This is a genomic window from Stackebrandtia nassauensis DSM 44728, assembly GCF_000024545.1.
GTDB classification, from domain to species: domain Bacteria; phylum Actinomycetota; class Actinomycetes; order Mycobacteriales; family Micromonosporaceae; genus Stackebrandtia; species Stackebrandtia nassauensis.
On the sequence record NC_013947.1, the window covers coordinates 6597279 to 6622187 of the forward strand.

Here is a 24909-nt window from a genome sequence, read left to right on the forward strand (position 1 = left end):
GCGCCCCGCCTTGAATGTAGTTATCAGTTCAAGGAAAGGCAAGGTCATGGAATCGCTCCCGAGGACGAACAGGACCTCAGCAGTCGACGTGGTCTGGGCTCTCCGCATCTTGGAACACAAAGCTACTGCCCTTGAGGCTCGTCTTGATCGAGTTGCGGCGAAGGTTCGTTGACATGCTTCTTTTCGAGTGCAGTCAATCTCTGCTCCACCCGGTCAAGGATTTCGTACACCGCGCCCATCTTGGACATGGTCTGTTCGTAGAACTCGGAGACCGAGACGTCCAGTTCGTCCGGCTTCAGCTCCGCCCACTCCTGGACGTAGGTGCCGTCGCCGACGTACGAGATGAGCCAACCCTCGTCCTTAAGAACCTGCAATGCTCGTTCCATTGTGCTCTTAGACACGTCGTACGTTGGGGCGAGTTCTTCAGCGCGCGGGAGCTTGGACGACACGGCGTACTTGCCGCCTTCGATGTCACGGCGCAAGGCCGCAGCAGCAATCAAGAATTTCTTGCCGTCATGCAGGCGTCGGGATGAACTCATCAAACTATTTTAAGCAACCTATGCCTCCTATCTAGCACAAGTAGCTCAGGAAGATTTTTTCGTCCAGAGACTTGACGTTCCTGAGCTTCCTAGGTAGCTTGAGTACCTCAAGCCAATGAAAGGAGTTCGGACAGTGACGAACAGTTCGGACCTTCAAGAAACCGGCACCTGTGCCGAGTGCGGCGGCGCAGCCGAGCCGAATCGCCAGTCGTGCGGCAAGTGCGCACGCCGCTCGCGTTTCGTGCGTCGCCGCCAGCGGGGTGGCCGGCGATGACCGCGGTCTTTTCTTCTTCCCCGAGTTCATCCGTTACGGATACTTCAGCCTCGGAGTGTCCACAACAGTCTGTGAAAGGAGCTTCCATGTCTGACAAGGATTCCGTCGCCGAGGCGGCTCGGCGGATGTGCCGGGCCGAGCACAAGCCCGATCGTGTTCAAGTTCGCAAGGCGTGCGATGCCTGTTTCGAGGCCGCTGTTCGCAACGATGAGCGGGTCGCGGTGCAGCTGGAGACGGCGGAGGCTTCGCCATGGCCAGAGGTCGACAAGGCCATCGTGGCGCGGAGTCTGCGGGCCCGTGGGGTGCGGATCGTCGACATCATGGCGGGCCTGTCGGCTTCGTACGAAACGGTGTGGACGTGGCTGCACTCCTGGCCAGTTGACACTGACGGCGACAAACAGTTCCGGCGCCCGGCGACTCCAATGTTCGTGGCGGTGGCGTGATGACGACCAAGCACGCCCACCTTGGGCCACATCACCGGCTCGCTGCCGTCGTCCGGCAGCGTTGCCGCCAAGCGGGGCACCCGCAGATTCACGGCTCGAACGGCATGGCCGGTGTCGGATGTGGATCGTGCTGGGAGGCCGCTATCCGCGCTGATGAACGTCTTCGCATCGAGGAACAGCTCCCGGCCGAGTGTCCACCCGACCCGTTGTTGATTGACGAGGTCGCCGTCGAGCGATTCTGCGCAGGCGAGGCGGGAAAACCGCAGTTGACTCGCCCGGAGAAGGTCGAAGCGGCCCGGCGCCTGATCGCCAGAAACGTTCCACTCGACGAGATCCGACGCCGACTGGCTTTGTCGTCGAGGATCTGGCGGCAGATTCTCGCCGCAGCCAACGGCGACCTGCCGGTGCAGACGGTCCTGGTGCGCCGCGCCGACCGTGAGGCGGTGGCAGTATGAACGCTTCGTTCCAAGCGGTGACCGGTGCTCCCGACGTTCGGCCGCGGTTCTTCGAGATCCCCGAGATCGTCGAACAGCTGCCTCTGAGCAAAGACGGCGTGTACCGGGAGATCCACGCCGGGAACTTGGCCGCGATCCGTATCGGCGGGGCTCACGGCGGCAAGTACATCGTCCCCGCACGACTGCTGGACCTGATGGACGCGCAGATGCGCGGCGTCGGGTTCGACACCACCGTCTCCGAGCTTTCGGGCCGGTTCCTGTCGATCGCTGAGGCCGCGTCGATCCTGCGGATCTCGCGCCCGGTGTTGGCCAAGCGCGCCCGGGGCCACGAGTTCCCGGCGGCACGGTACGGCGGCAAGCACATCATCGCCGGCGCCGTCATCGACGACATGGAAACCAAAGCCCTGCATGCGATGACGCTGATCCGAACCGACGATTACGTCGCCTGCGTCCGTCAGACGGCGATGGAGGTCGCGGCATGAGCAATGTTGTCGACCCCAACAACCTGTCGGGCGACGAACTGGTCGCCGCGCTGCGTCGGTGTGCGAACCGGCCGAACCAACAGGCTGCGATCCAGCTGCTGGTATCGCACGGTCACCTGCTCGACCGAGCCGATGTTCGCCGCGAGTTCGTCATGGCCGAGGAACACGACGGTGTCGTCTACGCCTGGATGCACTGGGCACCCATCGAGGACACGCGCCTGCCGGTGCCACTGTCGTCGGGGGAAGCGGCGCTGTTGCGCATCGCCGCCTCGATCGGCGACTTCGGCATCGACGTCAATCTCGCCAACACCATCACCAGCCTGGACACGCCCAATACGCGCCGCGTCCTGGCCGCGATCGCCCACGCCGCAGGCAAAGACAGGCTGGTGAGTTGGTCATGAACACACCGTTTCTCCCCAATCCCGGCGACCCGGTCGAGGCGCTGCAGTTCGAGATCGGACGTACTCACGCCCAACTGGACACCATGGTGCGCCATTTCTCCTACATCGCCAGCGGCCGGTTCAGCCCGGCTGCGGCACGCAAGATCCTCGACGACATTCGCACCGTCGAGGCCGATCTCGAAGACATCACCGCCGTAGTCGCGACAAACGCATCCACATCTACGTGACGCTCGCGCGCCCTATCGAAAGGACACACCACAGTGAACATCCTTCAGAAGATCCGGAGCTTCGCTTCGTCGGCCCCGGCCCGGGCCATCAAGGAAGCTACGACGACCTGGACTGGCTGCACCATGCTGGTGTTGGCGTATCTGGGCGCGAAAACGCTGTGGAATCTGGACGTTCCCACGTTCCCCACCGCCCATGTCGTGGCCGTGGTCCTGGCCTGGGGTATTGCGGCGGGTCTGGGCGAGTACCGCGCCGCCAAGCGGCGAGTCCCTGACGCGGTGACCGTTTTCGCTGCGAACTCGTTCGTGGACTGCCCGATCTGTTCTCACAACCAGATCCAGCTCAACGAGGTCGTGTGCGCGTCTTGCGACGACCTTGGCGCCCACCAGTCGCTGGCAGCCAACGCCGAACGCAATACCCGCATGGAAACCCTCTACGCGATCGTCGCCGCCCACCAGACCCGATGACCACCACCACACCGAAAGGACACTACACAGTGAACACTGCGGGCATCTACACCTACTTCGTCGTCTACGTCAACGATGGCGGGCGCGGCGTCTCCGAGATGAGCTTGGGCAAGCCCATCACCACCTTCGAGCAGATCCGGCAGATCGCCAGGGTGATCGAGGCCGACAACGGCATCACCGGTGTCACGGTCACCTGGTACCAGCTGCTTTCTGGCCCCGAGGCCAACAACCGCCTGGAGGACGCGCTGCGGGATGTGCACAACTTTCTCAGCCGCGCACTGGACAACGCCGCCGCCGATCGCCGCAGCGGCTTCTACAGCCAAAAGTCGATTCTCGACACCTTGACCGGGAACGTGCGCGAAGCCCGCGCCACCCTCGGCGCGCTGACCGATCAGTAACCCCCGTCCCTGCTGTCCCGAAAGGAGACTCGCTGTGAGCACAGTGGCCAACACCACCACTGCGATCGAAGCCACCAACGACCCGACCGCTGCGGCGTGGTGCCGCGCCTGCGACCAGCCGGTCGGATCGTGTGAGTGCGACCGGTCGACGAGTCCCGCTCACCCCACCGTTGCGGTCGCCGGTCGACCGGACACCACCGCCCCGGTCGATGCCCGGTCGCATTCGGGTGCGGCGCCGGTCGAGGAGCGGTCAGCGACCGACCGCTCCTCGGCGGACTCGACGACGGTCGCCCCGTTGCGGCTGGGCGGCAAGACGGCAGCGGGGCTGTTGGCGTTGGCCGCCGCCGCACTGGGACTGGTGGGCTTCGCCGTCTCGTTCGAAACCGTCGCCGAAGCCGTCGAACCTGCCTTCCAGGAATACGCGTTCCTGGTTCCCACCGGCGTCGATCTGGGCATCTTCGTGTTCGCCGGGATCGGGTTGCTGCTGGCCCGCATGGACATGAGCCTGCCGTGGCTGCGCCTGGTGCCATGGGGTCTGACCGCCGCCACCGTGTACCTGAACATCACCGCCTACGACCAGCTGATGTACCAGGTCGCGCACGCTGTCTTGCCGCTGTTGTGGGTCGTGGTGTGCGAAGTGGGCACCCACGTCATCCGGGTGCGCGTCGGCCTGGAACGCGGCACCCACACCGACAGCATCCCCATGTTTCGGTGGCTGCTGGCGCCTGTCGCGACGTTCAGGCTGTGGCGGGTCATGCGGCTGTGGAACATCACCTCCTACCCCCAGGCGCTAGCCGACGAGAAGCAGCGACTGCTGGCCAAGACCGCGATGATGTGTCGCTACGGCAACGCCTGGCGCAAAGAAGCCCCGGCGATGCTGCGCGCCCGCTACCGGATGCGCACCCTCACCGAAACCGATGTGTGGGCCTGGCACACCGACCGCCCCGCACCCGACCGGGCAGCGACCGCCAAACGACCGGCGGATACACGCAGCGACCGCAAACCCGCGCCAGCGACCGGCAAACCCACCGTGGCCCACCGACCGGACACCACCCGGCGATCCACGCCGCGACCGACACCGACCGGAACCGACCGCTCAACCCAGTCCGACGACAGCGTCCCGACCGCCGACCGACTCGCCGCCGCCTACGCCCAATTCAAAGCCGAAGGCATCGAGCCTTCCGGCACCGAACTGGCCGCAAAGGCCGACTGCAGCAAGACCGTCGCCAACGACTGGAAGAAACAGCGCCGTGAAGGAGGCAAGTGATGTCCGGACACCGAATCCGCAAGGGACAGCCCAAACAGTCACAGCAACGCGCTCAGCGCCGTCAGGCCAGCCTCGCCTACAAGCTCACCGGCGCGTCGACCCCGTTGGAGCGCATCACTATCGCCGCCGACTTCGTGCGCGGCGCGGTGAAAGTCGCGCCACCCGACGTCGCCCAGCAGGTCAGCCAGTACCTGGTTGACCAGCTCATTGACGCAGGCAATCACCTGCTGGCCACGTCAGTCAACAGCACGAGGAAGGAAGCGGCATGAGCCAGATCAAGCCGGGCTGGACACCGTTCGGTCCCTCATCCGACAGCGGTAATACCGCCACTGAGGGTAAGTCCGCACTCCGCACTCCGCACTCCGCAGAAACACCGACGGAGACGTTCAAGGCGGGCCAGCGCGCGGACGCGCGCGCGAGGATACCCGAGGAGTCCGCACCAAAGTCCGCACACACCGACAACGCCGACGACAGCAACGATCTGTCGTTCAAGGAAGCGGTCGGTCAGTGGCTGGCCGGTGTCGGGGCCCGCGTCAAACCGATAGCCGAAGGGCTTCGACCGCCATCGGTGTGGACCGAAGCCCCGGCGTCGCTGGCCGCGCTGGTGCGCTACGCCGACACCGCGCCGTGGGCCGACAAGGCTGGCCCGATCAGGACGATGGGCAAGCTGTGGTGCCGCGTCATCTCGGTCCCCGTATCCGTCATCGCCTACTACATCGCGTGGCTGACGCAACGACCCTCGCGGTTCATCACGGCGGTCATCGTCTACGCCGTCATCGCCCACACCTCGATCGGCTCATGGCTGCCGTGGTTGTGGGAAACCACCTAGACCCTCTTCACAGAAAGGAATCGACTCATGGGAAACAGCATCCTCGCCGGAGTCTCACTACTGGTCTTCGGAGTCTTGTACTGGCAGAACCTGTGGAAGAAACTGCAGTGCTGGCTGCTGGTGTTGGTCGGCTGGGGCCTGGGCGGCCTGCTGGGCGACTGGCTGCAATACCTCATCGGCCAAGCCAACGGCCTGACCGCGGAATGGATGCAGGTGCTGTTCGGCATCGGCGTGCCCGCGGCTGTCGCCGTCGTAGCGCTGTTGATCTTCGTACTCGACATGCTGCCCGATTCCAAGGTGCGCACCAAACCCGTCGGCTGGCACACCCGCATCGCCGCGCTGCTGGTGCCGTTGAGCCTGGCCTCCATGCCCGCGCTGGGCGCCAACCTCTCCGCAGCGATCGGTGTGTGATCCGGCATGGAACCCATCACACTCATGCTCATCGGTGCCGTCGTCGGCCTGCACATCCTCGGCAAAGGCGCCACCGACGTCGCCTACGCCGTGCGGGGCAAGGACTCGCCACGGTGGGAGGCGCGCAAGGCCGCCATCGCCGCGGCTGCCAAAAACGGCGGCCGACCGGTGCGCATCGGCCTGGGCGGCTACATCGCCGACCTGATCGACGACGGCTTCACCGCCGCCAAAGCCCGCCATGATGCCAAGTTGTCCTCACCACGGGACACACGGAACAAACCGATGCGGGCCTACCTCGGCCGGCGGTGGGAGCACCGCTGGGAAAACGCCACGATCAAGCACGACCGCAAGCACCACCAGCGGCAGATCAAGCGCGGACTGATCGACCCCGAGACCCGCGCCACCGGGGGATTGGACGAGGTCTTCGACACCGTGCCACGCGACGCGCCCTCGTTCGACGCGAATCAGGTCAACGAGGACGTGGTGCACGAACGCAAACCCGGCGACACACTGCCGCGCCCACAGTTCACCGGCACCGCCTCCCTGTCTGATGTGGGAATAGCGGACCTGCCCGACCTCCACACCGTGCTGGAACAGGCCAAGGGCCAGTCGGGCCCGGAACGGGAGCTGTTGCTGCGCCAACGTGCCCGGCACGAAGTCGAACTCGAACTGATGCGACGCGCCTTGGCCTCGCCGATCGGTCAAGACCGGGCACGCGATCTGTCCACGTTCTTCCGCGAGGACTGGCAAGACCGCATCCAACGCGAGCTCAAGCTCCAGGCACTCGACGACCCGACGTATCACGACCAGGTTGACGCGCGCTTCGACGACCTGATGCACCAAGCCGACCTCTCGACCGACTCCACACAGGAGAACACCATGGCACAGCCAAACCCGTCGTCCGGCGACGACACCGCGATGGATCACGGCGACCCCCGCGACCTTCGCTTCACTCCCGACCGCGACGCCACGGACCTGCTCAAACACCCGTCGGACCGGCGACCTGACGAGTTCATGGACTGGGTGAAGAAGACCTACCCCGATTCCTGGCAGCAGCGTCTGGACCTCGTTCCCGAGAAGACGAAGTCCGAATGGGAACACCACCGTTTGGAACAACGACGCGTCCTGGACGACGCCGCCGGTTCTTCGGATGAGGCATCCGGACGGCTGGCCGACGTCATCCCCTTCAACCGAATCCTCAACCACGGAAAGGACACCCACATGTCAACCACCGCAAGCGCCGAGCTCGACGGCCTGGAAGCCGCGATCGCCTGGGCCAACGACACCAACAACGACGCCACCGAGATGATCTCCGATCTCGAGACCGCCTCGGTCTCACTGGCCGAAGGCGGCGTCACCGGCAAACCCCTGGAACTGCTGACCGAGATCGGCGACCTGTACGACCAGCTCGCCTCCCTGACCTCCTCACTGAAAACCGAGCTGGAAGCCCAGCAGGAAGTCACTGACGCCTACAACGCCGTCCCCGACGCCGGCGACAAGGAATTCGTCACCAACTAACCCCAATCGTGGCGGCCGGGCGTCCGGCCGCCACCCCACCAATCGCCGTCACCACTAAGGAGGGTCGTCGTGACCGCCACGCTCAACACCGACCGCGCGAATCCCGCGACCGGACCACAGGTCGTCGGCGATGACACCAACCCCAAGGCCACCACCGTGCCACCCGGGCTCGGCCAAGCCCCGCCCCGCGACAAAATCACCACACTCCTGCGCCCTCAAGCCACCCCGCATTATGTGGTCGCGTGCCTGATGGCCTCGGCCGGTGCCGCCCAGGTCGCCTCCGAAGCCTCCGGCGAACCAGGCATCGTCGCGGTCACCACCGCCAGCGTCTTGTTCGTTGTCGCCGTGTTGCTGGCGTGCAAGAAGAACATCCGCCTGCGGGTCAAGAACCTGATGCGCGACTTCGGCAAAGGCTGGGTGTGGACGGTCGCCTTGAGCATCATCGGCTGGCTGGTCACCGTCGCCGGAACCGGGATCTCGTGGGAATCCACCGCCACGCTCCTGACCGCCGGATACGGCCTGAGCCTGCGCTGGTGGCAGGCCAAACGCATCCCCAACCCCGGCGCGCCAGCGAAACTCGCGCCAGCGACCACGGCGCCGTTGACCTACTCCCAGATCCTCACACGCTGGAAAGCCACCGTGGCCTGCCAGGGCGGGAAACTGCCCGGCTCCATCCTGACCAACCGCACCGTCACCAAGGTCGGCGAGCAGTACCTGCTGCAGCTGGTGTCCGGCAAGCAGAAATTCGAAGACGTCGTCAACGCCGTGCCGCTCATCGCGTCCGGCCTGCGCTGCGAACCCTCCGACCTCGTTCCCGAACGCGTGCCCGGCGACGCGTCCTTGGTCAAGCTGACGATCCTGACCAACTCGCCGTTGAAGAAACCGCGTCTGTTCACCGAGGTCCTCGACATCGATGACGGGCTCATCGGGCTGGGGCCGTGGGCCGACGCCGACGGTATCGCCTCCTACCGCCTGTACACCAAGAACTCGATGTGGGGCGGCGTCGTCATCGGCGGCATCGGCTCCGGCAAATCCGAAATGCTCACCGGCATCGCGGTGTCCGCCATGATGCGCGGCGACACCCTGGTGTGCTTCGCCGACGGCCAAGACGGCGCCAGCGCCCCCGAACTGGTCGACAAGGCGCACTGGTTCGCCGGCGCCGAACGCGCCAAGCTGATGCTGCGCGGCCTGGCCGCGATGGTGCAGTGGCGCTCCCGGCAAAACCTGCGCCACAAGTGGAAGGGCTTCACCCCCAAGACCCAAGGCCGCCCCGGCATCCTGGCCATCTTGGACGAATGCCACCTCATCTTCGCCGACCCCGAATGCCAGCAACTCGGCGAGTACATCGCCCGAGTCGGCCGCAAGGTCGGCGTCGCGTTGCTGTGCGGCAGCCAGTACGCGGGCATCAAGACCTTCGGCAACTCCAAACCACTGCGTTCGGCCATCATGGAGGGCAACGTCATCGCGCTCAAAACCGCCAACAAGGGCGAGAAGCACTTCTTCCCCAACCTGGACCTCGATCCGATCAACCTGCCCGCGGGCATGCCCGGCTTCGGATACCTCGTCGATGTGACCGGTTCCGGCAAGACCGCTCCCTTCCGAGGCCGTTACTTCGCCGAACAACCCGACGACGCGCCCGACGATCACGTCGAGCCCTACAGCGTCACCTGGTGGCTGAACCAATGCCCCGACCTCGACATGGACACCCTGTCGATCACCGCGGCCGACGCCGTGCTCGACGGCGGATACACCAACCGCCACACCGCCGTCACCGAGGAACTCGACCGGTGGGGCGCGATTGTCGACGCCATGGAAACCGGCCAGGTCAACGTGAACCTCAAGAACCTGGACGCCACCGTCACCGCTGAGCTGTTTGACAAGGCACCCACCAACACCACGATGACCGTCCGTTTCGGACGACGCCTGACCAGATACCTGAAACGGCGACCGCAAACAACTTCTCGCTCTGCGGCGGCCACCACCCCGGCGGGTCTGTCGACCGCCGAGGCCACCGTCTACACCGCGCTGGCCACCCACGGCCCCATGAAGCTCGGCCAACTGGTGGACAAAACCCCATACGAAGAAACCTATGTGCGCCAGCAACTGACCTCGCTGATGAAAGCCGAGCACATAGAACAGCCCAAGAAATACGGGCCCTACGCCATCACCCACACCTCGGTCGCCAAAGCGGCCTGACCACCAACACGACAATCAGAAAGGAATCCGTTCATGGCCAACACATTCAAGGTCAACGACATTGTGATCCTCCCGGCAGCCGGAAGGGTCAAGGGCAAGGTCAAGCAGATCGACGGCGACGACGTCTTCGTCAAGTGGAACGGCGGCACCTTGGTCAGCCCGGAAGGTGAGAACTGGGTGCCAGCCAGCGATCTGGAGCTGTTCCACAGGCCCTGACAGCGAGGCGACGGGTCGCAGCAACCACTCGGTCTCGAACGGACCAACGGCCACCAACCGTCCACACCACACAATCAATGATCCAGTCACGGCACAGTAGAAGGAGCGTCATGTGACCTACCAGAACCCGACCATCCGCGAGGTACTGAACGCCGCCGCCGACCTGATCGAAGAACATGGCCTGGAGAAGGGCCACTTCGTGAACAACGGCCGCTACGACGCGCGCGGCGCCATCGCCAAAGCCATCGGATTGCATGTCTCCCCGGCCATCCTCGGCGGAGACATGACGCGATACAGCCAGGTCGTGCTGTGCTTTGCCCGCCACATGGGTTTGGCAGACGAATTCGCGATCTCGGACTGGGACAGCCATCCCGACCGCACCCCCGCCCAGGTGGTCACCGCTTTGCGGGCCGCCGCAAACGAAGCTCCCAACGACTGACCAGGTGGGCCCGGCGAAGTTTGGCGACTGGCCGGGCCCGTCCTTCTCAACCGTCTTCTAGCTGCAAAGGAATCCTCATCATGACAGCACAACCCTGCCTGCGCGCGATCACAGTGCGCCAACCGTGGGCCGAGCTCATCACCTACGCCCGCAAGACCGTCGAGAATCGATCGTGGACCTGCACCTGGCGGGGACTGCTGGCGATCCACGCGGGCAAAACTCCCGAAGCCGACGCCGCCGAGATATGCCGATACTTCGGACTCCGAAAACCCTCCGCCTTGACCTACGGCGCGATCATCGCCGTCGCGCGCCTCGTCGATGTGCACGACAACTGTTCCGGGGACTGCTCATACTGGGCCGAACCCGAGGCCCAATTCCACTGGGTCCTGGCCGACACCGTGGACTTGCGGCAACCCATGAACTGCTCCGGGAAACAGCGACTGTGGACACCGGAAGCCGACACCGCCACAGCAGTTCTCGACCAACTGCCCGCTCGCCTTCACGCCGCGCCGGGCATTGACGCCAGCACCGACCCCAGTCCGCTGGAGGTCATCCATGCCTGAGCTTCGCGTCCGTATCGACGGCGCCGATGTGGCGCTCGGCGAGTGCGAGTGGGTGTTGTGGGCGCCGTGCGGTTGCCCCATCGGGTGCGCACTAGCCAGCGAAGGCAATAGAGCCACCGAGGAGTTGGCGTGGAAAGGCTTCTACCCCAACCAGCGCGACATCGACGACCACAAGAAAAGCGGCTTCCGCCTGGAGCTGATGACCCGCCAACACTGGTCGGCCGAGGTATACCCGCTCATGCTCCAACATGACTGTCCACACACTACCTAACCCGTTTCCATCACAACTAACAGGAGATCTGCCCATGAACAACACCCTGAGCCGATTCGGCAGCGACATCCTCGGCAAATGCTGCTGGGCCCGCGACTACAACGACGGCCACCCGAACCCGGCTTGGTCGACCGGAGAGAAGCTCGCCGTGGCACTGGTGCTCGACGACAAAGAGTTCCTGAACGCCGAGGACTACACGATTCCCGAGGCCAAGCAGCGGGTGTTCAGCGGCAGTTGGGAATGGCGCGACAAGGCGCACTTCGACGACTGGCTGGTGCAGCTTCGCGCCCTGCTGGACACCAGCTCGGATTGACACACCACCTCCCTAACTGGAGGTGTGGGACGCCGTTGGGCGCACGCCTGGCAGCAACCGCCACGACGGCGTCCCACCTCAGCCACTCAACTTCACGAATCAAGGAAAGGGGCTTCGCGCTTGAGCATAACCATTACCCAGCTTCACGACCTGGTCGCCGAGGTGGAAGCGTCGGGACCACGGCGGGTACAGCGGTGCCGGACCGCTGGCTGGCGCATGCCGCCGAACACCGTCTATGTCGGGCGGCCCAGCAGATTCGCCAACCCGTTTCCCATCACCGGCGGGAATGCCAAGGTGGCGGTAGCGTACTTCCGCAACCACTTGGCCGCCCGACCGGACCTCGCGGCCGACATCCGCGCCCAGTTGGTCGGCCGGAACCTGGCGTGCTGGTGCGCGCGCTTCGACACGGCTGGTCTCCGGGTGCTGTGCCACGCGGACATGCTGCTGGTGGTCGCCAAAGGCTGGGGCCTGCATGACTTCATCTGAGCCGATCGAGGCCGTGCCGCCGCACGAGCAGCTCGCCGAGCAGAGCGTGCTGGGGGCGATGCTGTACTCGGCCAACGTCATCGCCGAACTGGTCCCGGAACTGACCGGTCACGACTTCTACGACCCGAAACACCAGCTGGTGTTCGCCGCGATCTGCGACATGTTCGCCGCCGGGACTCCAGTGGACGCGGTGTCGATCGTCGACGAGCTGAACAAGCGAGACGAGCTGAGGCGCGTCGGCGGAGCCCCGTACATCCATACGCTGCTTCGCGCGGCCGCCTCGGCGGGTTCAGCGTCATACCACGCGCTGCGTATCGTCAAGCCGAAGGCGTTGCAGCGTCGGCTGATCGAAGCCGGGATCCGCATCCAGCAATTGGGGTACCGCGGGGGAGACGGTACCGCCGACGCCGCCGAGCAGATCCTGTTCGCCGCCACCGACACCGGGCAGTCCGGCGACGTCGTGTCCATTTCCGAGCTGCTGGTTCCCGCACTGGACCGGCTAGAGGCCGTCGCCGAGGGCAAGAACGACACCGGGCTGCCCACCGGTTTGCCCGATATGGACAAGATCATCGGCGGACTAAAGTCCGGACAGCTGATCGTGATCGCCGCCAGGCCATCCATGGGCAAGAGCGTGTTGGCCACCGACATCGCCCGCCACGTCAGCCTCAAGCAGCGCCTGGGCGTGCTGTTCGTGTCGCTGGAGATGAGCAAGGACGAGGTCACCAACCGGATTCTGGCCGCCGAGGGCGGGATCGATCTGGGGGTGTTCAACGGCACCAAGAAACCCACCGACGACGACTTCGCCAAGGCATCGATGGCCGCGGCTCGCCTGGCCGAAGCCGATTTGTGCATCGACGCTTCGGCCGACGCCACCGTCTTGGAGGTCCGCGCCAAGGCCCGTCGGCTCGCCGCCAGCAACCACCGCTTGGGACTGGTCATCGTCGACTACCTGCAACTGATGCCCTCGCCCCGGCGCGCCGACACCCGCGAACGTGAAGTCGCCGAAATCTCGCGCGGCCTGAAACTGCTGGCCAAGGACATCTCGTGCCCCGTCATCGCCGTCGCGCAGCTCAACCGCAATGTCGAAGCCCGCACTGACAAGCGCCCAATGATGTCCGACCTGCGCGAATCCGGCGCGCTGGAGGCCGACGCCGACATCATCTTGCTGCTGCACCGCGATGACTACTACGACCCCGAATCGCCGCGGTCCGGCGAGCTTGACATCCACATCGCCAAGAACCGCAACGGCCGCACCGACACCATCACGACCGCAGCCCAGCTCCACAAGGCACGCATCGTCTCGATCGCATAGAAGGGTTTGGCGTCTACATGAGTTTCAAGGTCTACACGCACGTACTGAACACCACAGTGGGCAACGCGACGGCGAAGCTGATCCTGCTTGGTCTGGCCGAACACGCCCACGACGATGGGGACGCGGCATTCCCCGGTGTGGATCTCCTCGCCCGGTACGGCGAGTGCTCCGAACGCACCGTCCAACGCCATCTGGAGTACCTCCGCAAGCACGGGTACATCCGGTACGGCGATCAACGCTTTGTCGCCCACGTGCGAGGTGATCGACGGCCCACGGTGTATGAGGTCGCCATCAGCGAGGAAATCCGGACACAGTGGGCAATGGGTTACACGAAACGTCCCCAAGCCGATACGAAATCTCGGGGCGACAAACCACGGGGTGACACAGTTCTGTCGCCCCGCAGGAGCCGCAAGAAATCTCAGGTCAAACGCGGTGACAATTTGTCACCCCGTGAACGGGGTGACAGTGGTGTCGCGAACGGGGTGACACAGCTGTGTCACCCTAACCCTCCTAAGAACCCTCCTCCTCCCCCTACCCCCTTCACAACCGCACCCGGTGTTGAACCGACGGCGGAGGCGGCGGAGGAGGATCCGACAAACGAGGCGCGCGACTTCGTCGCGTCACTACCGGGCGGGCTCGCCCACCGCCAAATCGCTGAACTGTCAACACAGGTCGCGAAACACCTCACCGCCGGATGGCCGATCGAGGCCCTGCGCAAAGAACTCACCACCGACATCGCAGGCGTCCGCTCGCACTTCGGCGTCTACACACACCGACTGCGCCACCTACCCGATGCGCCGCGGACTCACGGTTCGGGATCACCAACGCAGCAGACACCGGTCGAAGGCCAGCACGCCTTCGTCGTCGCGGCCGACGACGACTGGTGCGCCCGGTGCCACCGACCCGCCAGCAACGCCGTACATCGCGTTCAGGACACCGAAACCACAACACCTCACACCAGTCAGCCCGCGTCGCCGGTTCAGCGCTCTGACGCGGCCCTGGCGGCCTAAAACCACACCACTACCGACAAAGGAGCAACCGATGACCACCACCCACAAGACCACCGTCGAATACGACGGCACCAGGCGGTACCCGTGGCTGCCCACCTGCACCTGCGGCGAGCAGTTCTGGGGCTACGTCGCTGAACACGCCGCCCAGGCCATCGTCGACGAGCACGTCGCCGAGACATCTGGCCGGCCTGTAGGTCGGGAGGCGAAATGACGTTGACCATTATGGATTGGTTCTGTGGTGCAGGCGGCAGCAGCCAGGGAATTGATGCCGTGCCGGGCGTCGAGGTGACCCTGGCCGCGAACCACTGGCAGCTCGCGCTCGACTCGCACGCGGCCAACTTCCCGCACGTCGACCACAAGATCGGAGACATCCGGAAACTGCCGGTGCAAGACTGGCCAATCGCTGACGGATTCTGGGCCAGCCCCGAGTGCAAGAAGTTCTCCAGCGCTCAAGGTGTGCCGCAGATATGGGCTAGCGACGCCCCGACCCTGCCGGGCATGGAACCTGAGACCGACGAGGCCGCCGAGCGTAGCAGGGCCTTGATGTGGGACGTCCCGAAGTACCTGGCCGGTGCGCGCCGCCGCGGCAAGCCCGTGCGGTTCGGTGTGGTGGAAAACGTCGTCGAGATCGCCCGCTCCCCGCAATGGAAGCCGTGGAAGGCCGCCATGCGCGGCGAGGGCTACGACCTGGCCGTCATCGCGTTCAACTCGATGCACGCCCAAGGCACCGAGTCCGAGGCGTGCTGCCAGTCCCGCAACCGCGCCTACATTCCGTACTGGGACGCCAGCCTCGGCCGCGCCCCCGACTTCGACAAGTGGCTACGGCCCCGGGCGTGGTGCCCGTCCTGCGACGAAGTCGTGAACGCCATGCAGGTGTTCAAGAAGCCCGGTGTCGAGCTGGGACTGTACGGCCCGCAGTACGTGTACCGCTGCCCCAAGACCTCGTGCCGCGGTCAACAGGTCGAGCCGACGGTCCTTCCGGCCGCTGCGGCGATCGACTGGAACATCGAAACACCGCGCATCGGCGACCGCCCCAAGACCGAGAGGAAGCCCGAGGGATTGAAACCGGCGACCATCGCGCGCATCCGTGCCGGGATCGACCGGCACTGGGCGCCGCTGCTGGTGCCCTCGGGCGGCACCTGGCGCAAGAACGCGACCCGGCTGGCCGACCCGATGCCCGCGCGCACCACGACGGACAACGACGCCATCGCGCTACCGGAACTGGTGGTACCGCTGGAGGCCCGCGCCGGGAACCGGATCGCCCCGGCCGACGAACCGATCCGCACTCAGACCGGCCGCCGCGAAACCGGCCTAGTGCTGCCCCCGGTCATGGTGACGATGCGCGGCGGCGGATCCCGTACTGCCTCCACACTGCCCGAGGCCGACCCGATGGCCGCAGTCAGCGCCGGCGGCAACCACCACAGGCTCGTACAGCCGCCGCTGCTCGTGCCGTACTACAGCAACGGCACCACCCGCACCATCCATGACCCGATCGGTGCACTGTCCACCCGCGACCGCTACGCCCTGGTGATGCGCTGCATCAACAACCGCGGCACCGGCGCGGCCATGTCCACACCGGTCACCGAACCGGCGCGGACCTTCACCGCCACGGGACGGCAGGCACTGCTGACCGGCGGCCCGATCCTGGACATCGACGAGGTCAGATTCAGGATGCTGGAGCCCCACGAGGTCGCTGCGGCAATGGCCTTCCGGGACGACTACATCGTCCTCGGGTCCAAACGCAACAAAGTGCGCCAGTACGGCAACGCCGTCACCCCGCCCGTCGCTGAATTGCTGATCTCCGCGCTCGTCGAAGCCGTCACCGGCGACGACCTCGACCGACACAACCTGACGGAGGCCGCATGACCGCCATAGTCATGTGCGCCGACGCCCGCGCCCTTCCGCTAGCCGACGAATCAGTGGACCTCATCGTGACCAGCCCGCCCTACTACGGACTGCGGTCATACACCAACGGAGGCCGTCACTACGACGGGCAAATCGGCGCCGAGCCAACACCTGCCGCCTACATCGACGCCCTGATCGAAGCCACCCGCGATTGGCTGCGCGTCCTCAAACCCGTCGGCAGTTTGTGGGTCAACCTCGGTGACGCCTACGTCGGCGGCGGCAGGGGCGGCAACCTCGGCGGCCACCTCACCGGAGGAAGCCACACCAAGACCGCAAGCACCCCACATGGGACCAGCAAGTACCCGGCGAAAACCCTGCTCGGCCTGCCATGGCGCTACGCGATTCGCTGCCTGGATGATCTGGGCCTGATCCTGCGCGCCGAGGTCATCTGGAGCAAACCCAACGCCATGCCCGAAAGCATGACCGACCGCGTCCGCCGATCACACGAAACCTGGCTCCACTTCGTCCAGCACCAGCGCTACTTCGCCGCTATCGACGGCATCCGCGAACCCGCCAGCAACTACTCCCGCCCCAACGGCGCCGGCCGCCAAGCCCGCGGCGGACAGAAACCCCGCAAGATGCTCGACACCTGCAACCCGTTGGGCCGCCTACCTGGATCGGTATGGGAGATCGCCACACAACCGCTTCACATCCCCGCCGAACTCAACATCACCCACCACGCCGCATTCCCCCTCGAATGGCCCCGGCGCCTCATCATCGCTTGGTGCCCACCCAGCGGCACAGTTCTGGATCCGTTCGGCGGCACCGGAACCACCGCACTCGTCGCTGACGTCCTCGGCCGCACCGGCATCAGCGTCGACGCCTCGGCCGACTACTGCCGCCTCGCACGGTGGCGCACCACCGACCCCAACGAACGAGCCCGCGCACGCCGCGCCCCCCGACCACCACAGCAGTTGCCGGGGCAGATGCCGCTCTTCGAACTGGAGGACGCGAAATGACGCTCAACATCACGGGGATAGCGGCCTGACAACCAACCACACAGAACAGAAATAAGGAGACAAAATGCCGAGCACCACCGAAACGATTTCCCTCACCCAGGCCCTCACCAGTGCCGCGAACCGCGCTGGGCGCTGCCGCGACTGCGAACCGTTCTACTGCGACGCCTGCGGGTGGGAAGCTGACGTCGCGTTCACCGCCGACGTCGTAGCGTTTCGCGACACCACCGATGGCCCGGAGGTTCTGCTGATCACGCGTAAATGGGCGCCGTTCGCGGGACACCTGGCACTGCCAGGGGGATACGTTGACCCGGCCGACGCCACCACCGTCACGAACCCCGCCGACGAAGTGGCGGTCTCCGCAGTGGCCGCAGCCCGTGAGGCCGCCGAAGAGACCAGGCTGAACATCATTCGGGACCAGCTCCGTCACGTCGGCCGCTACGACGCGACCAACCGCGATCCCCGAGGCCGCCGTATCTCCAACGCCTTCGCCATCCAGTTTGCGGCAAACACCACCGTGGCCGCTGGCGACGACGCCGCCACCGCCGAGTGGGTCCCCCTTGAAACCGCGCTCAACCAGCCGATGGCATTCGACCACCATCACATCCTCACCGACGCTGTCCGCCTGCTTCGCCGCGGTGTACTCGACAGTTGACGCCTGCATCACGGTCGGGTGCGCAGTGTGGCGCGCCCGACCCGCTCTACGCACATCGTGAACGGCAGGTCGTTGGTGTTGTCGAATCGTTAGGCATTGCGACACCGCGCCCGGTTTACACGCGAACCCATGTTCTATAACCTCCCAACTATCCGTTAAGGAGAAACTAATGTCGGATCGCAGCAGTATTGAATGGACACAAGCCACCTGGAACCCTGTCACTGGTTGCGATCGGGTCTCGGCCGGATGCGACAACTGCTACGCACTCACCCTCGCGAAACGGCTGAAAGCCATGGGAAGCCCGAAATACCAAAACGACGGCGACCCACGCACCTCCGGGCCCGGTTTCGGCGTCACCGTTCACCCGGATTCGTTGCAGATTCCGTTGGGCTGGGCCAAACCGCGCACCGTGTTCGTCAATTCGATGTCGGATCTGTTCCACGCAAAAGTGCCGGTCGACTTCATCGCCGAGGTCTTCGATGTCATCGACGCGACCCCGCAGCACACCTATCAGATCCTCACCAAACGCGCCAAACGCGCCGCACGCTTCGCTGACCGGCTGGACTGGCCTTCCAACGCCTGGATCGGAGTCAGCGTGGAGGATCCCGGCCAAACTGGCCGCATCGACGCCCTACGCGACGTACCCGCTGCTGTCCGGTTCGTTTCGGCCGAACCTCTTCTGGCGGACCTGCCCGATCTCAACTTGGAGGGCATCGACTGGCTGATCGCCGGGGGTGAATCCGGGCGCGGCGCCCGACCGGTCCATCCCGACTGGATACGGTCCCTGCGCGACCAGTGCTTCGAAACCAAGGTTCCGTTCTTCTTCAAACAGTGGGGGGGACGCACTCCCAAGGCCGGCGGACGCGAACTCGACGGACGCACCTGGGACGACATGCCCCGCACCGACAGGTCAGACGAGCTGGTCACCGTGTGATCGGTAGTACGTCAAATCGCGTGGCTCATGTGGTTGGTCGTGGACGTACAACTCCTTGTTGGGTACGTCCACGACCACCATGTCGGTGGTGAGAGCGAACAATCCCACGGTGCCGTCCTTTTTCTGAAGGCTCTGGTCCCGCCGGATGCGAAGCGCATGCTGCCTCATTTGCTCATGCCGGGCCGCTGCCTTTCCATACAAGTGCGCCATGATTTTTTGCCCAGCTTGGTGGTCGGACGCGAAGACCATGTCGTACAGGTCCTTGCCGCCAGTCTCCTTCATGGTGAACGCATAGGTAATGCCATATCCGAGGACGCGCTCCAACCGCCACCGCATCAAATTGACCCATTCCGCGCGAAACATCGTTGCTGAAATCAACTCATCGCGTCGAGCTTCGACGATCGGGCGCCACGAGTCATCGCCGAACATTCGCGTCAACGAATCCGCATACTCACCGTTCGCGCGACCGTCTTTCCTGAGCAGAGTTCGGACATTGAAACTAGTACCCAGCAGGATCCACAGCTCGGTCTTGGTGGGCACTCGACGCATGGTGCGCCGGAAGCGCGCGAGTTTGGTCAGCGTCTCCCATCGAATCTCGTTGTCATGCTGGTCAACGAATGCGAACGCCGGCGCCCACCGCACGTGAGCAAAATCGCCCAACGCGCGGTCAATCTGGACGTTGCAGTCGCCGTCATAGACTCGGACCCCAGTGTGCCGCGGGAACTGTTGCGCCAATGCATTGCGAAGCAGTTGAGCCTTCGGTGCCAGTTCAAACAGCGCCACATGAGTGAACGGCGGATCCGTGGTCAAAGCCCGCTGTGCCGAACCGACAATCTCCTCGTTGGTGAGCTTCGCCCGGTTCTTCGGTACCCCGGCGAACAGGTCAAAGTAGATACGCGACTTGGATTTGTTCTTGGTGGCCGTGGCGAACGCCTGAAGGTACTCACCAAGAATCTCAAGCTTGTGCTGCGTCCACCAACCCCACAAACGTTCCATCTGCCACTCCCGTCGCCATACCGCCGCGCGAATCGGATCCAGCACCGAACGCCACGATATAGACACCCATCATTACATGATGTCGGGTAGCTGACACTGCACGGATGTCACACTGGATAGTGCCAACCAAGCGAAGGGAGCCGCCATGAGCGTTGAGGAGTATCCGCCCCGGTCAGCAGAGCGCGAGCTGCAGACTGCTGCAGACCACTTCGACCGCAAGAAGCATCCCGGCTTGCACGAGCCTGACGTCCTGAAGGCAGCCGACAAGCTTCTCTACGACATTTATCAGGCTGGCAAACGATCTGGGATCGCTCCAGCAGATTGGGAATGGGTCACCGATCTTCCTCGGGTATGCCTGCTTCTCACGCACTCCAAGAAGCGCTCGACAAACAAGGGACTCCACACATAAAACCCTCTACTACCAGCGCAAACGCACTGAGAAGCCCTGAGGCTGCCTCCGCGCCATGTGGTACCGGAGGGCATGCATCCATCCGAGATCGCCAGCGAGAAGATGACCGTGCGCGGCAGATTCGAGGAGTCGCTGCCTAGCTTGCTACATCGAATCCTTCGACCTTGCCGTTCCGAATGTCGGTCAATGCAGCACGGTACCCGGTTTCGATGGCGGCTTTCACAAGTTCATTCAGCTCGGTTGGCGCGTACAGCAATCCCTCGCCCATGCCCGAGCAAAGGTTCGCTGCCGCTGATGCGACAGCGCTTTCATCGGACTGGTCGTTGCTAACACTTTGACGCGTACCGTGGACAAGGTCGGTTAGATCGCGAAGTTCTTCGTTCGTCACAGACACGTTGTCGATGTTCTCATCTGGGAGCGCCAGGGTACGGTCGAGTTCCAGACCGATGACCGCAACACCCAGCCGCCAGTCTTCGAATTCCGCCCTTGACTCGATGCACCGCTCATTCCCAACTTCATCAGTGGACCATCACGAGCCTGGATCGAAAATCCGCTACGCTCCGTAACCGATTTTTGAGACTACTTTGACTAGACATAAGCGACAGTTAGATACGATTCGTGGTGCGGGTTGTGGCGCGAACAGTGTCGAACCGCTGCGAAAATCGCACCACAAGGCGAACGATACGCATCGATATAGCCTGGTAGCGACGCTGGAGACATTGGATAGACACACTCGTAATGAATAGGTCATCGGTTCGATTCCGATAGGCGGCTCCATCGTGACAAGCACCGTCCTCGTGACGGTGCTTTTCTCATGTCCGGTTCAGGACCGTGGACGCGTCCGCGTAGCACTCCCCACAGGGCCGCCGCACTGGTCGAACGCCAGGCGTTCGCCTCGGCCATTCGACGGAGGGCGCGGGCGGATCCTCCGTCGTTCGACCGTGGCGCCCAACGGTTCCGGCCCCGCACAATCCTGGCCGTGAAACGCAAACTCGTACTGATCAGTGCCCTGACAGCGGTTCTGGCCGCGGCGGTGGTGTACTCCGCCAACGCTGGCGCGACCACATCAGAGGTGAACTGGAAACCCTGTGGCGACAAGCCGGGCGCCGAATGCGGCACCCTGGAGGTGCCGCGCGACTGGGACGATCCGGATTCGAAGACCGTCACCCTCAACCTCTCCCGACGTGTGGCCACCGACCCCGACAAGCGGGTCGGTGTGCTGTTCTACAACCCCGGCGGTCCCGGCCAGGGTGCCGCCGACCTGGTTCGCGACTACGCGGAGCAGAAGTTCTCGCCACGCTTGCGGGAACGGTTCGACATCGTCGGCATCGACCCGCGCGGGGTCGCGGGCAGCCAGGCCGTCAAGTGCGACAAGCCGGTGAACGACCCGAAGGTCAGCCTGTTTCCCGACAATGAGGACGAATACCGGAAACTGTTGGCGCACAACAAGGAGGTGGCCGACAGTTGCGACGACCTGATCGCCGACGTCGGCACCGACAACGTGGCGCAGGACTTCGACGCGGTGCGCTCGGCCCTCGGCGAGGACTCCATCACCTACTTCGGACAGTCCTACGGCAGCATGCTGGGAACCGCTTACGCGCAACGGTTTCCGCAGCGGGTGCGGGCCATGAGCCTGGACGGCGTCGTGGACCACGGCATGCCCTCGGAACAGATGGTGAGCGAGGCGTCCAGCGCGGTCGAGGAGTCGTTCGAGAGCTTCGCCGACTGGTGCGCGAAGAACGAGAAGTGCGCGCTGCACGGCCGCGACGTCGGCGAGGTGTGGGACGCGACGGTCGCGAAGGCCGAGGCGGAGCCGATCCCGGTGCCCGGCAAGCGGGCGTTGACCGCCGAGGAGCTGCGGTTCGCCGCCTACGCGATGCTGAACATGGTGCCGGAGTTCGGTTCCGAGCTCGGCAAGGCCATCGCGGCGGCCGAGAAAGGCGACGGGACCGCGTTCGCCGCGATCCGCGCCGAGGCCGAGAACCCGGCGACCTCAGCGGCGTACCGCTCGATCCTGTGCATGGACATCGATCCCGGCGTCGACGGCTACGACGAACTGCGGGATCGGTTGGCGGACGCACGGAAGCGGTCGCCGCACATGGGCGGCACCTCGGAGTTCTGGAACATGACGGCGGGCTGCCTGAACTGGCCGGTGCCGCCGAGCAATCCGCAGGGCCCCATCGACATCGACGGGGTGCCGCCGACGCTGCTGGTCGGCAACACCGGCGACCCGGCGACGCCGGTGGAGTGGGCCGAGTCGTTGTCCCAGGGCATCGAGGACTCGCGAGTGCTGACCTACGACGGCACCGGGCACACCGCGTACCTGCGCTCCAAGTGCGTCACCGAGCGGGTGGACGACTACCTGGTGGACGCGAAGCTGCCGAAGCCCGGCGAGGTGTGCCGGGAGTAGGGCTACAACAGCCCGATCACCAGCGCCATGGCCAGGAACAGCACCAGTTGATAGGCGCAGTTGACGAGGGTCAGCTTCGGGGGTTTCAGTTCGAAGGCGTTGTGCTGGAGCAGGGTGGTCGCCGAGAACGTCAGCCACGCCCCGAAGCTGACCAGCAGTGCTGGCCACACGGTGTCGTCGTCGAAAGCCTTCGACGCGATCGCCTCACCGAAGGCCAGTCCGACCGCCGTGACGCTGTTGGCGATGAGGAGCTGGACCATGTTCTTTCGGCTGGCCTTTTTGGAGTCTTCGGGGGCGATGCCGGTCAGCCTCTGCCAGATGGCCAGAAAGACCTTGCCGTACCACACCATCGCGACGGCCATACCGGCCACGATGGCCAGCACAGTGGCCAGCCAGTTGATCTCCATGATGCGACTCCTTGGTCCTCGGGGCATTGCGCTAGTTGATAAAATCAACTGCGATGGATAATGTCAAGCACCCGCCGGGTCGTTCATACGGACAGTTCTGTGGTCTGGCGCGAGCCCTGGACACCGTGGGCGACCGCTGGAACCTTCTGATCGTGCGTGACCTGCTCGTCGGCCCGATGCGCTTCAACGAACTCGTCGCAGCGCTGCACGGGATCGCCACCAACCTGTTGTCACAGCGACTGCGGACGCTGGAGACCGCGGGAATCGTCGAGCGACGGCTGGGAGACGCGGGAGTGCTCTACGCACTGACGCCGTGGGGGGCGGGGCTTCGCGAGCCGATCGAGGCGCTCGCCCGATGGGGCACCCCGCTGATGATGACCGGGCGGGACGACGACGCGTTCGAACCACGCTGGCTGGGAGTGGCCCTGCCGGGGCTGCTTCGCGGCGTGACCGCTACCCCGGCGCTCGAAATCGGTTTTGAGGTCGACGGCGTCCTCACCGTCGTGCACATCGATGAGGACGGCCCGCGGGCGGAGGCCCGGCCCGATCGCCGTCCGGACACGGTGTTCACGGCCGCGGCGGAGATCATCATCGGGCTCGCGGCTGGTGGGATCACCGTTGACCAGGCGCTCGCCGCAGGACACCTCGAGGGTGACCCCCGAGTGCTTCGCAGAGCCATGCCGCCGCTCAGGAGGACTCGCGGACGATGAGGCGGGTGCTGAGGATCGTGGAGGGCGGGTCGGGGTTCTCGCCCCGGATCCGGGCCTGGATCAGTCGGGCCATCTCGCGGCCCATCGGTTCGGCGGCCTGACGCACCGTGGTCAGCGGGGGTTCGGAGTGCTCGGCTCGGGGCGAGTCGTCGAAGCCGACGACCGCCACGTCCTCGGGCACCCGGATTCCCCGTTCGCGCAGTACCCGCAGCGCCCCGAAGGCCATCGGGTCGGAGGCGGCGAACACCGCGTCCAGGTCGGGGACCCGGTCGAGCAGGGCTCGCATGGCGGTCACCCCTGCGGCTTCGCTGAAGTCGCCGGGTTCCATGAGGGCCGGGTCCTCGGGGAGTCCCTCGGTGCGCAGGGCTTCGCGGTAGCCGGTGAGCCGGTCGATGCCCACCGACATGTCCTGGGGGCCGGTGATGGCGGCGATGCGGCGGCGGCCAGTGGACGCGAGGTGTTCCACGGCCTGCCGGGCGCCGCCCCGGTTGTCGCTGTCGACGAACGGGACGTCGGTCTCGCCGACGGGGGCGCCGCACAGCACCACCGGCAACCCGGAACCCTCCAGGTGCCGGGGCAGCGGGTCGTCGCCGTGCAGCGAGATCAGCAGGGCCCCGTCGACGTGTTTGCCCAACAGGTAGGTCTCCAGGCGACTGCGGTCCTCGGCGGTGGAGGCGAGGGTGAACATCAGCCGCAGCCCCGACTCCGACAGCTGCCGGGTGATGCCGCGGATCACGTCGGCGAAATAGGGTTCGCCCCACATGCGGTCCTCGGTCTCGGAGATCACCAGAGCGATCACGTCGGTGCGCCGGGTGACCAGCGACCGGGCGGCGTGGTTGGGGACGTAGCCGAGTTCGGTGATGGCGCGGTTGACGGCGTCGCGGGCTTCCTGGCTCACCCGCGACGAGCCGTTGATGACCCGCGAGACCGTGCCCCTGCCGACCCCGGCCCGCGCGGCGACGGTGTCCAGCGTCGGCGCCGACCGTTTCTCCATGGCGGGGACTCCTCGTGG

34 protein-coding genes are annotated in these 24909 nt (G+C 65.0%); 29 read left to right on the forward strand and 5 right to left on the reverse strand.

Translation table 11 applies throughout. The annotated features are described in order from the left end of the window. Positions 1-122: 122 nt before the first annotated feature. Entirely contained in the window at positions 123-539 is a 417-nt protein-coding gene (locus tag SNAS_RS33540; RefSeq protein ID WP_013021437.1) for a GntR family transcriptional regulator, read from the reverse strand. A 360-nt stretch (positions 540-899) separates the two neighbouring features. Between SNAS_RS33540 and SNAS_RS30915 the strand changes: the two genes are divergently transcribed. From SNAS_RS30915 to SNAS_RS31035, 26 genes are all read left to right on the forward strand, one after another. After that, positions 900-1256 carry a hypothetical protein gene (locus SNAS_RS30915; protein WP_041625292.1) on the forward strand — a complete coding sequence of 119 codons (357 nt, stop codon included), beginning with the start codon at positions 900-902 and terminating at the stop codon, positions 1254-1256. After that, positions 1256-1711, forward strand: a complete 456-nt coding sequence (locus tag SNAS_RS35510; protein ID WP_144300694.1) for a hypothetical protein — start codon at positions 1256-1258, stop codon at positions 1709-1711. Before SNAS_RS30915 ends, SNAS_RS35510 begins: the two co-directional genes overlap by 1 nt. Further along, positions 1708-2193: a helix-turn-helix domain-containing protein gene (locus SNAS_RS30925; protein WP_013021439.1), complete on the forward strand. Its 486-nt coding sequence runs from the start codon at positions 1708-1710 to the stop codon at positions 2191-2193. The genes SNAS_RS35510 and SNAS_RS30925 overlap by 4 nt, the downstream gene beginning before the upstream one ends. Further along, positions 2190-2594, forward strand: a complete 405-nt coding sequence (locus SNAS_RS30930; protein WP_013021440.1) for a hypothetical protein — start codon at positions 2190-2192, stop codon at positions 2592-2594. Before SNAS_RS30925 ends, SNAS_RS30930 begins: the two co-directional genes overlap by 4 nt. After that, complete coding sequence (locus SNAS_RS30935) at positions 2591-2821, forward strand: hypothetical protein (RefSeq protein ID WP_013021441.1); 231 nt, start codon at positions 2591-2593, stop codon at positions 2819-2821. Before SNAS_RS30930 ends, SNAS_RS30935 begins: the two co-directional genes overlap by 4 nt. 33 nt (positions 2822-2854) lie before the next feature. Continuing rightward, positions 2855-3286 carry a hypothetical protein gene (locus tag SNAS_RS30940; protein ID WP_013021442.1) on the forward strand — a complete coding sequence of 144 codons (432 nt, stop codon included), beginning with the start codon at positions 2855-2857 and terminating at the stop codon, positions 3284-3286. 29 nt (positions 3287-3315) lie between these two features. Further along, complete coding sequence (locus tag SNAS_RS30945) at positions 3316-3684, forward strand: hypothetical protein (protein ID WP_041625294.1); 369 nt, start codon at positions 3316-3318, stop codon at positions 3682-3684. A gap of 34 nt (positions 3685-3718) precedes the next feature. Beyond that, on the forward strand, positions 3719-4951 hold the full coding sequence (locus tag SNAS_RS33545; protein ID WP_013021444.1) for a DUF2637 domain-containing protein: 1233 nt from the start codon (positions 3719-3721) through the stop codon (positions 4949-4951). Next, the gene (locus SNAS_RS30955) at positions 4951-5220 is read left to right on the forward strand and encodes a hypothetical protein (protein ID WP_013021445.1); all 270 of its coding nucleotides are present in this window, start codon (positions 4951-4953) and stop codon (positions 5218-5220) included. Before SNAS_RS33545 ends, SNAS_RS30955 begins: the two co-directional genes overlap by 1 nt. Then, positions 5217-5780, forward strand: a complete 564-nt coding sequence (locus SNAS_RS30960) for a hypothetical protein (RefSeq protein WP_013021446.1) — start codon at positions 5217-5219, stop codon at positions 5778-5780. The genes SNAS_RS30955 and SNAS_RS30960 overlap by 4 nt, the downstream gene beginning before the upstream one ends. 27 nt (positions 5781-5807) lie before the next feature. Continuing rightward, positions 5808-6191 (forward strand): hypothetical protein, encoded by a 384-nt coding sequence (locus SNAS_RS30965; RefSeq protein WP_013021447.1) that lies wholly within the window; start codon positions 5808-5810, stop codon positions 6189-6191. A 6-nt stretch (positions 6192-6197) separates the two neighbouring features. After that, a complete protein-coding gene (locus SNAS_RS30970) occupies positions 6198-7709 on the forward strand; it encodes a hypothetical protein (protein WP_013021448.1) in 1512 nt (503 codons plus the stop codon). 69 nt (positions 7710-7778) lie between these two features. Beyond that, positions 7779-9905 carry a hypothetical protein gene (locus SNAS_RS30975; RefSeq protein ID WP_013021449.1) on the forward strand — a complete coding sequence of 709 codons (2127 nt, stop codon included), beginning with the start codon at positions 7779-7781 and terminating at the stop codon, positions 9903-9905. Between the two features lie 33 nt (positions 9906-9938). Further along, the gene (locus tag SNAS_RS30980; RefSeq protein ID WP_013021450.1) at positions 9939-10121 is read left to right on the forward strand and encodes a hypothetical protein; all 183 of its coding nucleotides are present in this window, start codon (positions 9939-9941) and stop codon (positions 10119-10121) included. A gap of 112 nt (positions 10122-10233) precedes the next feature. Beyond that, positions 10234-10560 (forward strand): DUF6197 family protein, encoded by a 327-nt coding sequence (locus SNAS_RS30985; protein WP_013021451.1) that lies wholly within the window; start codon positions 10234-10236, stop codon positions 10558-10560. An 80-nt stretch (positions 10561-10640) separates the two neighbouring features. Continuing rightward, on the forward strand, positions 10641-11123 hold the full coding sequence (locus SNAS_RS30990) for an ASCH domain-containing protein (RefSeq protein WP_013021452.1): 483 nt from the start codon (positions 10641-10643) through the stop codon (positions 11121-11123). Beyond that, positions 11116-11394: a hypothetical protein gene (locus SNAS_RS30995; RefSeq protein ID WP_013021453.1), complete on the forward strand. Its 279-nt coding sequence runs from the start codon at positions 11116-11118 to the stop codon at positions 11392-11394. Before SNAS_RS30990 ends, SNAS_RS30995 begins: the two co-directional genes overlap by 8 nt. 34 nt (positions 11395-11428) lie before the next feature. After that, the gene (locus SNAS_RS31000; protein WP_013021454.1) at positions 11429-11707 is read left to right on the forward strand and encodes a hypothetical protein; all 279 of its coding nucleotides are present in this window, start codon (positions 11429-11431) and stop codon (positions 11705-11707) included. Between the two features lie 120 nt (positions 11708-11827). Beyond that, entirely contained in the window at positions 11828-12193 is a 366-nt protein-coding gene (locus SNAS_RS31005) for a DUF4326 domain-containing protein (RefSeq protein WP_211207281.1), read from the forward strand. Next, positions 12180-13505 (forward strand): replicative DNA helicase, encoded by a 1326-nt coding sequence (dnaB, locus tag SNAS_RS31010; protein ID WP_013021456.1) that lies wholly within the window; start codon positions 12180-12182, stop codon positions 13503-13505. The genes SNAS_RS31005 and dnaB overlap by 14 nt, the downstream gene beginning before the upstream one ends. A 17-nt stretch (positions 13506-13522) precedes the next feature. Further along, positions 13523-14515 carry a helix-turn-helix domain-containing protein gene (locus tag SNAS_RS34600; protein ID WP_013021457.1) on the forward strand — a complete coding sequence of 331 codons (993 nt, stop codon included), beginning with the start codon at positions 13523-13525 and terminating at the stop codon, positions 14513-14515. Between the two features lie 31 nt (positions 14516-14546). Then, entirely contained in the window at positions 14547-14726 is a 180-nt protein-coding gene (locus SNAS_RS31015; protein ID WP_013021458.1) for a hypothetical protein, read from the forward strand. Between the two features lie 11 nt (positions 14727-14737). Then, positions 14738-16381 carry a DNA cytosine methyltransferase gene (locus SNAS_RS31020; protein WP_280101524.1) on the forward strand — a complete coding sequence of 548 codons (1644 nt, stop codon included), beginning with the start codon at positions 14738-14740 and terminating at the stop codon, positions 16379-16381. Beyond that, the gene (locus SNAS_RS31025; protein WP_013021460.1) at positions 16378-17379 is read left to right on the forward strand and encodes a DNA-methyltransferase; all 1002 of its coding nucleotides are present in this window, start codon (positions 16378-16380) and stop codon (positions 17377-17379) included. The genes SNAS_RS31020 and SNAS_RS31025 overlap by 4 nt, the downstream gene beginning before the upstream one ends. Positions 17380-17443: 64 nt before the next feature. Continuing rightward, positions 17444-18031: an NUDIX domain-containing protein gene (locus SNAS_RS31030; RefSeq protein WP_013021461.1), complete on the forward strand. Its 588-nt coding sequence runs from the start codon at positions 17444-17446 to the stop codon at positions 18029-18031. A gap of 169 nt (positions 18032-18200) precedes the next feature. Next, positions 18201-18965, forward strand: a complete 765-nt coding sequence (locus SNAS_RS31035) for a DUF5131 family protein (RefSeq protein WP_013021462.1) — start codon at positions 18201-18203, stop codon at positions 18963-18965. Here the strand turns inward: SNAS_RS31035 and tcmP are convergent. Then, a complete protein-coding gene (tcmP, locus tag SNAS_RS31040; RefSeq protein ID WP_052305204.1) occupies positions 18942-20006 on the reverse strand; it encodes a three-Cys-motif partner protein TcmP in 1065 nt (354 codons plus the stop codon). The genes SNAS_RS31035 and tcmP overlap by 24 nt on opposite strands. Positions 20007-20106: 100 nt before the next feature. Between tcmP and SNAS_RS35515 the strand changes: the two genes are divergently transcribed. Continuing rightward, positions 20107-20370: a hypothetical protein gene (locus SNAS_RS35515; RefSeq protein ID WP_013021464.1), complete on the forward strand. Its 264-nt coding sequence runs from the start codon at positions 20107-20109 to the stop codon at positions 20368-20370. A gap of 136 nt (positions 20371-20506) precedes the next feature. On the opposite strand, the gene SNAS_RS35520 is transcribed toward SNAS_RS35515, so the two are convergent. After that, positions 20507-20764 (reverse strand): hypothetical protein, encoded by a 258-nt coding sequence (locus tag SNAS_RS35520; RefSeq protein ID WP_144300695.1) that lies wholly within the window; start codon positions 20762-20764, stop codon positions 20507-20509. A 585-nt stretch (positions 20765-21349) separates the two neighbouring features. Here SNAS_RS35520 and SNAS_RS31055 point away from each other — a divergent pair. Further along, positions 21350-22780, forward strand: a complete 1431-nt coding sequence (locus SNAS_RS31055) for an alpha/beta hydrolase (RefSeq protein WP_013021466.1) — start codon at positions 21350-21352, stop codon at positions 22778-22780. A 2-nt stretch (positions 22781-22782) separates the two neighbouring features. On the opposite strand, the gene SNAS_RS31060 is transcribed toward SNAS_RS31055, so the two are convergent. Continuing rightward, positions 22783-23187 (reverse strand): DUF1761 domain-containing protein, encoded by a 405-nt coding sequence (locus SNAS_RS31060; RefSeq protein ID WP_013021467.1) that lies wholly within the window; start codon positions 23185-23187, stop codon positions 22783-22785. A 53-nt stretch (positions 23188-23240) separates the two neighbouring features. On the opposite strand from SNAS_RS31060, the gene SNAS_RS31065 reads away from it, so the two are divergent. Then, positions 23241-23897 (forward strand): winged helix-turn-helix transcriptional regulator, encoded by a 657-nt coding sequence (locus SNAS_RS31065; RefSeq protein WP_013021468.1) that lies wholly within the window; start codon positions 23241-23243, stop codon positions 23895-23897. Here the strand turns inward: SNAS_RS31065 and SNAS_RS31070 are convergent. Then, positions 23875-24891: a LacI family DNA-binding transcriptional regulator gene (locus SNAS_RS31070; protein WP_013021469.1), complete on the reverse strand. Its 1017-nt coding sequence runs from the start codon at positions 24889-24891 to the stop codon at positions 23875-23877. The two genes, SNAS_RS31065 and SNAS_RS31070, sit on opposite strands and share 23 nt — an antisense overlap. Between the last annotated feature and the right edge of the window lie 18 nt (positions 24892-24909).

What these genes read in the sequence shown, in the direction of transcription:
- SNAS_RS30960 (WP_013021446.1), top strand. Translation starts at nt 5,217, where the DNA reads ATGAGCCAGATCAAGCCGGGCTGGACACCGTTCGGTCCCTCATCCGAC.
- SNAS_RS34600 (WP_013021457.1), top strand. Translation starts at nt 13,523, where the DNA reads ATGAGTTTCAAGGTCTACACGCACGTACTGAACACCACAGTGGGCAAC.
- SNAS_RS30930 (WP_013021440.1), top strand. Translation starts at nt 2,190, where the DNA reads ATGAGCAATGTTGTCGACCCCAACAACCTGTCGGGCGACGAACTGGTC.
- SNAS_RS30925 (WP_013021439.1), top strand. Translation starts at nt 1,708, where the DNA reads ATGAACGCTTCGTTCCAAGCGGTGACCGGTGCTCCCGACGTTCGGCCG.
- SNAS_RS30955 (WP_013021445.1), top strand. Translation starts at nt 4,951, where the DNA reads ATGTCCGGACACCGAATCCGCAAGGGACAGCCCAAACAGTCACAGCAA.
- SNAS_RS31035 (WP_013021462.1), top strand. Translation starts at nt 18,201, where the DNA reads ATGTCGGATCGCAGCAGTATTGAATGGACACAAGCCACCTGGAACCCT.
- SNAS_RS31000 (WP_013021454.1), top strand. Translation starts at nt 11,429, where the DNA reads ATGAACAACACCCTGAGCCGATTCGGCAGCGACATCCTCGGCAAATGC.
- dnaB (WP_013021456.1), top strand. Translation starts at nt 12,180, where the DNA reads ATGACTTCATCTGAGCCGATCGAGGCCGTGCCGCCGCACGAGCAGCTC.
- SNAS_RS30980 (WP_013021450.1), top strand. Translation starts at nt 9,939, where the DNA reads ATGGCCAACACATTCAAGGTCAACGACATTGTGATCCTCCCGGCAGCC.
- SNAS_RS31025 (WP_013021460.1), top strand. Translation starts at nt 16,378, where the DNA reads ATGACCGCCATAGTCATGTGCGCCGACGCCCGCGCCCTTCCGCTAGCC.
- SNAS_RS31070 (WP_013021469.1), bottom strand. Translation starts at nt 24,891, where the DNA reads ATGGAGAAACGGTCGGCGCCGACGCTGGACACCGTCGCCGCGCGGGCC.
- SNAS_RS33540 (WP_013021437.1), bottom strand. Translation starts at nt 539, where the DNA reads ATGAGTTCATCCCGACGCCTGCATGACGGCAAGAAATTCTTGATTGCT.
- SNAS_RS35515 (WP_013021464.1), top strand. Translation starts at nt 20,107, where the DNA reads ATGAGCGTTGAGGAGTATCCGCCCCGGTCAGCAGAGCGCGAGCTGCAG.
- SNAS_RS30995 (WP_013021453.1), top strand. Translation starts at nt 11,116, where the DNA reads ATGCCTGAGCTTCGCGTCCGTATCGACGGCGCCGATGTGGCGCTCGGC.
- SNAS_RS31030 (WP_013021461.1), top strand. Translation starts at nt 17,444, where the DNA reads ATGCCGAGCACCACCGAAACGATTTCCCTCACCCAGGCCCTCACCAGT.
- SNAS_RS31015 (WP_013021458.1), top strand. Translation starts at nt 14,547, where the DNA reads ATGACCACCACCCACAAGACCACCGTCGAATACGACGGCACCAGGCGG.
- SNAS_RS31060 (WP_013021467.1), bottom strand. Translation starts at nt 23,187, where the DNA reads ATGGAGATCAACTGGCTGGCCACTGTGCTGGCCATCGTGGCCGGTATG.
- SNAS_RS30990 (WP_013021452.1), top strand. Translation starts at nt 10,641, where the DNA reads ATGACAGCACAACCCTGCCTGCGCGCGATCACAGTGCGCCAACCGTGG.
- SNAS_RS31065 (WP_013021468.1), top strand. Translation starts at nt 23,241, where the DNA reads ATGGATAATGTCAAGCACCCGCCGGGTCGTTCATACGGACAGTTCTGT.
- SNAS_RS31020 (WP_280101524.1), top strand. Translation starts at nt 14,738, where the DNA reads ATGGATTGGTTCTGTGGTGCAGGCGGCAGCAGCCAGGGAATTGATGCC.
- SNAS_RS30970 (WP_013021448.1), top strand. Translation starts at nt 6,198, where the DNA reads ATGGAACCCATCACACTCATGCTCATCGGTGCCGTCGTCGGCCTGCAC.
- SNAS_RS30935 (WP_013021441.1), top strand. Translation starts at nt 2,591, where the DNA reads ATGAACACACCGTTTCTCCCCAATCCCGGCGACCCGGTCGAGGCGCTG.
- SNAS_RS30965 (WP_013021447.1), top strand. Translation starts at nt 5,808, where the DNA reads ATGGGAAACAGCATCCTCGCCGGAGTCTCACTACTGGTCTTCGGAGTC.
- SNAS_RS35510 (WP_144300694.1), top strand. Translation starts at nt 1,256, where the DNA reads ATGACGACCAAGCACGCCCACCTTGGGCCACATCACCGGCTCGCTGCC.
- SNAS_RS30915 (WP_041625292.1), top strand. Translation starts at nt 900, where the DNA reads ATGTCTGACAAGGATTCCGTCGCCGAGGCGGCTCGGCGGATGTGCCGG.